This is a genomic window from Moorena sp. SIO2C4 (assembly GCF_010672485.1).
In the GTDB taxonomy this organism is placed as follows: Bacteria; Cyanobacteriota; Cyanobacteriia; order Cyanobacteriales; family Coleofasciculaceae; genus Moorena; species Moorena producens.
Genome location: NZ_JAAHGN010000284.1, coordinates 1 through 7675, shown reverse-complemented (window position 1 = coordinate 7675; position 7675 = coordinate 1). Strand labels below are relative to the sequence as shown.

General features: G+C 41.8%; 6 protein-coding genes. 1 reads left to right on the top strand and 5 read right to left on the bottom strand.

The window, feature by feature from the left end:
- The coding region (locus tag F6K20_RS16300) for a phosphotransferase (protein WP_287295320.1) at positions 1 to 421 on the top strand (421 nt) is incomplete at its 5' end.
- 172 nt (positions 422 to 593) lie between these two features.
- On the opposite strand, the gene F6K20_RS16295 is transcribed toward F6K20_RS16300, so the two are convergent.
- The 5 genes from F6K20_RS16295 to F6K20_RS16275 form a co-directional block, all read right to left on the bottom strand.
- Positions 594 to 1394 carry a phytanoyl-CoA dioxygenase family protein gene (locus F6K20_RS16295; protein WP_008179075.1) on the bottom strand — a complete coding sequence of 267 codons (801 nt, stop codon included), beginning with the start codon at positions 1392 to 1394 and terminating at the stop codon, positions 594 to 596.
- Between the two features lie 19 nt (positions 1395 to 1413).
- Positions 1414 to 2886 (bottom strand): aminotransferase class V-fold PLP-dependent enzyme, encoded by a 1473-nt coding sequence (locus F6K20_RS16290; protein WP_287295318.1) that lies wholly within the window; start codon positions 2884 to 2886, stop codon positions 1414 to 1416.
- 704 nt (positions 2887 to 3590) lie between these two features.
- The gene (locus tag F6K20_RS16285; RefSeq protein ID WP_008179073.1) at positions 3591 to 3971 is read right to left on the bottom strand and encodes a response regulator; all 381 of its coding nucleotides are present in this window, start codon (positions 3969 to 3971) and stop codon (positions 3591 to 3593) included.
- Complete coding sequence (locus tag F6K20_RS16280; protein WP_287267071.1) at positions 3961 to 6801, bottom strand: PAS domain-containing sensor histidine kinase; 2841 nt, start codon at positions 6799 to 6801, stop codon at positions 3961 to 3963. Before F6K20_RS16280 ends, F6K20_RS16285 begins: the two co-directional genes overlap by 11 nt.
- Before the next feature lie 124 nt (positions 6802 to 6925).
- A partial coding sequence (locus F6K20_RS16275) for a response regulator (RefSeq protein ID WP_287295316.1) occupies positions 6926 to 7675 on the bottom strand: 750 nt, incomplete at its 5' end.

Below are 7675 nucleotides of genomic sequence, written 5' to 3'. Positions count from 1 at the left end.
CATTAAGTTACCAATGGGCTTAATTCATGGTGATCTTTTTTATGATAACATTTTATATGAAAAAAATAACTTGAAAGCCTTTATTGACTTTGAGCAATCTTGTTACTATTACCTCTTATTTGACTTGGGAATGGGAATCCTTGGACTATGCCAAAACCAAGAAAAAATTGATATTGTTAAAGCGAAATATTTCATCAAGGGATATGAACAGGTTCGCTCGTTAGAGCCTCTAGAAAAAGAGCTTTTACAGGTATTAATCGGTTATGCGGCAACTGCAACCTCTTTCTGGAGATTTTGGAAGTATAATATTCATTCACCTAATATAGAGTTGAGAAATGAGCATTGGAAGATGGTTAGGATAGCTGAGGATGTAAAAAGATGTAGGCAAGAAGATTTCCTATCAATATTTGATCCGGCTTGATTTCTCCAGAGCTAGGGATGATGCCTGTTCAAGTGTTAAATTAGACCGAATAAAACGGGGGAAATGCTGGAACTCGTCGGATAAAATAAAAGCATGACCGGCATGAGCTCCACTCCTGTCTACCATTAGAACTCTTGCAAAAGTAGCGATCGCTACTTTTCAAGAGATATTATCACCTATCTACATCCCAAATACCCATAGGTAGATCTTTAAGATTGGGTTTATAGCGAGATCTAGGATCTTCATAGCAGCCTAGGAGTTGATTCCAAACAGGGTTATCTGTTTTTTTATGTCTTCTAAAAATATCCCGTGAAGCCAGCCATCTAAAACTATATCCATAAAAAAGAGCTTTCCTTGTAACGCTAGAGATATTTGGGCTTCGAGCATGCCAAACCCTTCGATCGAAAAATACAGCATCTCCTGGGGCAACAAGCATCGGGACTGCTTTTTCAAAATCTGCTTTGGAAAGAGATGATCTTTCCATCTTGTGGCTCCCAGGAATTATCAGAAGATTTCCCCGATTTGGCTTTGATACATCACTGAGCCAGTAAGAAACCTTGACAGAAAACATATGAGTTTTCAATACATTGAGATCCATTTCTATGATGTCACTATCTCGATGCCATTCTAGCTTCTCTATCGGCAATGGTTGTTCACCCGGTAAGTTGACATCTAAATGAGAATGGAATAAGAAAATGTTAGAGCTTAATAGGTTGACAACTTTAGTGATAGTTTTATCCCAATCTAATAGATTAAGAAAGAAATCTTCTTCTTCTACAAAGTCAAACAAGTGAATAGATTGAGATTCTGGCTCTTTCTGTTTGTGCTTTCTCCATAAATCATCGACCTTCTCTAAAGCTAATGTCACTACATCATCAGGTAAGACGCCTTTCAGTATTAAGTATCCATTGTCATCAAAAAAAACTCTTTCTTCTTCTGTTAGCGGGTAACGCTTATTAGTCTTTTCAGTCATTCCTAAAGTCTCAGTTAAATTAATGGACAAAACTACGTGAAAAAATCGTTGTCATTGCTTCTTGAGCTTGACAGTCTAGATTGATACTTGCTTGTGATTTAGAGTTTCGATATCTATCATACAAATAGTCTTGACTCCATTCTTGATGCCGATTGGCTAGCTGTATTATACTATCTGCTATGAATTTAATTTCTTCATCCATCATGACAGGGTGGAGGGAAACTCTAATCCACCCTAATTGTGGGTTGTGCTGCTGGTTATAATTGAACCTATCCTCTTGACTTTCTGGCTTACCTTCTTTTAGAAGACTATACCCGTAGCTTCCGGGTGCTGCACGACTGGCTTTGCACTGTATTGCAAATTTATCGTTGAGCAATCTTGCTCCTATATACGAGTCCAAATTTTCTATATAAAATGAGATAATAGGAAGTCTATATCGATGCTGAGATGCCATAATATGAAGGTTAGGGATTATTTCGAGTTTCTTCCACAGCATATTCAAAAGTATCTGATCTCGTGAGAGTATTTTGTCAACCCCCATCTCTTCTTTCAAGCGAATACACATAGCTGCTCTTATTGTCTGGAGTAATGCCGGAGTTCCGCTGTATTCTAGTCTTTCAATTTCTTTGATAGTTTTGTAATTGTCAAAATGCCTTGGTTGATTTTCTCTAGACTCTCCCCTAAAGAGGAAGTTCACTTGATGATAGAGTTTTCTGTTAAATGCTAAGACACCACAGGAACCAGGTCCTCCCAAGAATTTATGAGATGAGAAAAAAATAGCATCTAAGTGAGTATTCTCTTGAGGAGGGTGCATGTCAATATCAACGTATGGGGCAGAGCAGGAAAAATCAACAAATATGAATCCTCCGGCTTCATGCATGATTTTTGCGATAGAGTTAAATGGTGGACTTATACCAGTAAGATTAGAGCAGGCTGTGACTGACGCCATCTTGAGGGGAAATTCCCTATACTTGTGTAGAAGTTCCTGCAAATGCCCAAGGTCAACTAGCCCAGTACAATCGGGATTAATGACTTCGACTGTTACGTCAGTCTCCATCCAACTATCATGATTGGAATAATGCTCCATATGTGTTACAAATACCACTGGCTTTTTGTTGCTCGGGAGAGATTGCGTGACATTTGTTTTTGGTGTCAATCCCAGCATTGTCTGAAACCTTTTGATTAGCATAGTTGCACCTGATGATGCAGTAATAATAATATCGTCTATACTGGCATTGATATGTTCTGCAATAATTTTTCTGGCTGTATTGTATGCATGTGTCATTGCTGTTCTTGTGTAATTGACTTCGGCTTCAGTATTCGTGATCAGGGGCATTATTTCTTGCTGTATTCTGGCCTCAATAGGCAGGTAATTTCGTCCACTTCCAGCCCAATCTGCATACACTATTTTTTGATAACTGCCATCAGCAGTCGGTATGGTTTTATTGACTCCAGCCATGCCGGTTCTAAACTGTAAAAAGTGTTTTTTCATTCTTTTTTATTAAGAAAATTAATGAGTTAGGTAGTGCCTTGATGCTATCCATATTATAAGCTTTTTTAAAACTCCACTACACAAGGTTGGACTGATTTTTTTAAAAAAATCCTGCGATTCATAATAGCCGGATAGACTTTCTTGAAATTAATAGTTATTTTTTAATAATGATATCCATGGTCAAGCAAAATAGTAATTGTAGTAATGTTGACTGGCTTAGATTTGAATTAATCAATATTGACTGGAGTTTATGAGGGGGTGATATGAGCCCTAAAAAGCTTAGTATATAAGGCTTTGATACCAATTAACTCATGGAAGATACAGTCGGAAATTAACCCTCGATTCATTGTCTTGATGCAAAGCCCGAATGGGGTGGTCTCCTTTGAGCGCGCTGCATCGCTGTGTTTAATTTGTTGTCCAGATATTGTGGCGCAAGTGAAAGCGATCGCTTTCACGAAAATGAGAGTTATTAACCGCTTTGTTGCAGGAATAGGACTTACGCAAAGTCTCTATTTGTAGGGTTTGTTAGCGAAGCGTAACGCACCTTTACCTCTATATCTGGTGTAGCTGCGTAAGTCCTGAGCAATTAATTAAGTAAGGTAAGTTTACTAAGCCGACTAATTTACCAGCAATTAATCCTAATCAAGTTCCTTATGATTTGCTGCAGGTTTGGGAGTTTTAATAAAACCTAACACTTCGATGAGTCAATCGAGCCAATTAAGAATCCCTTGGATTTCCTCGACCAATTCCATAGGTTTAAACGGCTTGGTAATAACTCCAGTTACCCCCAAATCTAGAAACTGCTTTTGCTCGCTGCTCCTAGCTTTAGCGGTTAGCAAAATTGTTGGGATATCCGCCGTTACTGCATTAGCTTGTAACTGTCGAAAGGTAGCCGGTCCATCCAGCTCGGGCATCATGACATCTAGCAGAATAGCATCAGGCTGATCTGCCTCAGCCTTAGCTAATCCCTCTTTACCAGAAGCAGCTGTCAACACTTCCCACCCTGCTGCTGCTTCTAGAGAAAATTGGATGATTTCTCGAACCCCATCATCATCATCAATCACTAAAATGCGCTTAGTTGTCATGGTGATCACCTTCTGCTGCTGCTGCTGTTTGTTGTGGTAAGGTAAAATAAAAACTGCTGCCTTCACCAACAGTACTCTCAACCCAGATTTTTCCTCCGTGCTGCTCCACTATATTACGGCAAATCGCTAACCCCAAACCCGTCCCTCCTTTTTTACGGGCATCGGAGGCATCAACCTGTTGAAAACGCCCGAATATGCTTTCAAGTTTGTCAGCAGGAATTCCCCTACCTTGGTCTTTAACAGTAAATAAGATAGTGGCACTGTTTGGGTCAAGGGGTGAGGTGGTTTCTAGTTCCTCTGGGTGTTGCAGTTCCACTGTTAACCATAGACTAGAACCTCTGTCTGAAAATTTAATCCCATTGCTAAGTAAATTGGTTATGACTTGAATAATGCGATCGCTATCAGCCTCGAATTCAATCTCAGATTCAATGGCTTGGGGCGAGACTTCCAATTTAATCCCAGCTCGATTAGCCATCACCTGCACCTGATCAACAGCTTTAACCATCAACTCAGCTGCATTCACTGGCTGCTTCGACAAACGGATCTTACCAGATTCCAGACGTTCGAGTTCCAAAATATCGTTAACTAGTCGCACTAAACGCTCAGCACTGTCAGCGGCAATGCCAATCACACGCTGTCCTCGTTCAGACTGAGGTTGAATTAGACCAGTTGATAACAGGTTCAAGGCACCATGAATCGAGGTTAAGGGGGTACGGAGTTCGTGGCTGACCACGGAGGTGAATTCATCTTTCATCCGTTCAATAGCGTAGCGCTCGGTAATATCTTCCCCAATACTCATGGTGCCAATTGCCTCTCCTTGGACATTTTGGAGTAGGGTATTATTCCAAGCAATAATTTTTTCTTGCTTTGACTTAGTTAGAATCGAGTGCTGATAGTGGGATTGAAAGTCTGGATCTAGGATGTCCTGGAAGTATTGCTGTACTGACTGTTGCTGGGAATTGGGTAGGAAGTTTTCAAACCAGTCCTTGCCTAAAACTTCTGCTGCTGTGTACTTAGTCAATTCTAGGAAGAAGGGATTGACATACTCCACCTTACCCTGTCGGTCTAGTCCCACCACCACCAGTCGCACATTTTCGAGAAGGCTGCGCCACCGTCGCTCTGATTCCTGTAAACTAGCAATTAACTGGGTACGTTCTTCTTCAAATCGTTTGCGTGAACTAATATCTCGCTGCAACACTAAGATATAACTAATGTTTCCTTGGGTATCATGAACCACTGAGCAGGAGGAGTCTGTGGTAAGAACAGTGCCATTTTTGCAGACAAACTCAATTTCTTGACGATGGGTTCCCTGCTCCAGTAAAACTGGAAACTCTTGCTGGCAAATGTTTTGGTATCTGGGGGTAAAGAACTCTTCTAACCGATTACCGATCAATTCTGATTCAGAATAACCGGACTGCTGGATAACAGCGGGGTTGACTTGCTCAATCATGCCCTGAGTATCTAAGATATGGATAAAATCTGGGGCAGATTCAAACAACGAGCGGAATCGTTGTTCACTTTCGAGTAAAGCAGCTGTGCGCTGTTGAACCCTAATTTCTAATTCTCGATTGAGTTGTTGCAGTTCAGCTTCTTGCTGTTTACGCTTGGTGATATCCGTAGTGATGCCGTGAAGATGTACAGAGGTGCCATTATCACGGATAACCACATGAGCGCGATCGTTCAGCCAGCGAATTTCTCCATTACTGAGCTGAATTCTATATTCTAAATCCCACGATTCACGACGGTTTTCTTGAACAGCTCGCCATGCCTTCTCAACACGATCACGGTCTACTGGGACAATAAACTGTCGCCAGAGGTTGTCTTGATCGCTGAATAGCTCGAAAGTTGGGCGACCGTAAACTTGCTCGAACGCTATATTAACATAGCGCAGTATCCCAGAAGGGAGTGATACTGACCAGACCACGTCTTGAAGAGAACTCATAATTGCTTCGAGCCGCTCTTGGTTGGACTTCAGCGCCTTTTCATTTTCTTGCAATGCTTCTTCTGTCTGCTTGCGATCGCTAATATCGGTAATTGATCCAACCACTCGCACTGCATCACCTGCTTCATCCCACAGTGCTTGTGCCTGGTCAAGAATCCATTTGTAGCTGCCGTCGTTGCACTGTAAGCGATACTCTTGAATATAATAGGAGGTTTTTTGTGCTAAGTGATCCTCCATAGCTTTGATCACCTGGTCTACATCATCGGGATGGATGTGTGTCCACCATTGATGGTTATAGTTTCCGATGTCGTAGTTTTCATCATACCCCAGCATTTGCTTACATCGGCTGGAGAAAAAGGTTTCATTGGTTTTAGGGTTCCAGTCCCAAATTCCCTGATTAGCTCCGTGTAGTGCTAATTGCCAGCGTTGCTCACGTTTCCGTAAGGATTGCTCTGTCAAAATACGCTCTTCAATTTGAGATTTTAGCTCCTGGTTGAGCTGCTCAAGTCCAGCCAGACTAGGTGAATTTTGGATTCGAGGTAGAATAAAGTAGAATTTTATGGCAGTGTAGACAGAAACTATAGCTGTAATTGCTTTAATAGAGCCTGATAGCCAGTAAGCTGGATCCCAAACGGTCCATACTTCCATCAGGTGAGTGGTGCCACCGCAAATAATAAACGCCCCAAACAAAATCAAGAGTCCCTTGAAAGGCAGATTCTGCCGCTGCCTGATCAAGTACACTAGCAGTATAGGAATCACATAGTAGACTAGGGTAATGAGAGTATCACTGATCAGGTGTAGCCAGATTACTTTAGGCTGCCCAAGGTAGCAGTTACTTTGGGAAATAAAGGTTTCGGCCAATAAGATATAGTCAAAGAAATTGATCATAATTAGGTTGACAATTGACATGATTGCTGACAGTCAACCGTTAACCATCAACTGTGAATAAAATGTGATCAACTCTACTATGTCCGATCTGCCAATTCTACGTCCACTAACTGACCAGGGTTATTTATTTATCTGACAACATTTGATTTTTCTGTGCTATCATCTTAAGTCTTAGTTGACTGCGCTCAATGCGATTCAACACGCGAGCCAATAGCTCCGGGTCTCTTATTGGCTTTTGTACGTAATCATCTGCCCCTGCCATAAACACTTGCTGCAAAGTTTCAGCATCTTGAACAGCAGAGAGAAACAACACGGGTAACTCACCCCAGCGAGGGTCATTGCGTACCACCTGGCACAGGTCAATACCACTAAACTGCGGCATTTCCACATCCAAAATCAGTAAGTCGGGAGTACACTGCTCTATGGTCTCCCAGAACTGTTGTGGATCGTTTAGCAAAGTCAATTGGAATCCCCAAGGTTCTAGCACAGTGCGTAGCTGATCCAGGATTTGAGGGTCATCGTCAACAATCAATAGCTTTGCCTGTGGTGGACCGGATTGTTGCAACGCTTTAGCGATCGCATCCATCACCTTTTGGGGTGCTACAGGCTTCTGAAGAAAACCCCTTCCCCCCAAACGAGCCACTCTGACTCGTTCAGCAAAACTTTCTTGAGCCGTAAATACTACAACAGGTACAGGGGGCTGAGTTGTTTTCAGTTCTTCTAACAGCTCGAAACCATTTCCCAATGATTCAGGAAAACACAAGTCTAGCAGAACCACATCTGGGCGGTTACCAGCAATTGCCTTTCTCCCTTGAGATATATCACCTGCCACCTCAACCTGCATTTTCCAGGCTGCTAGCTCTGAAGCTAACCA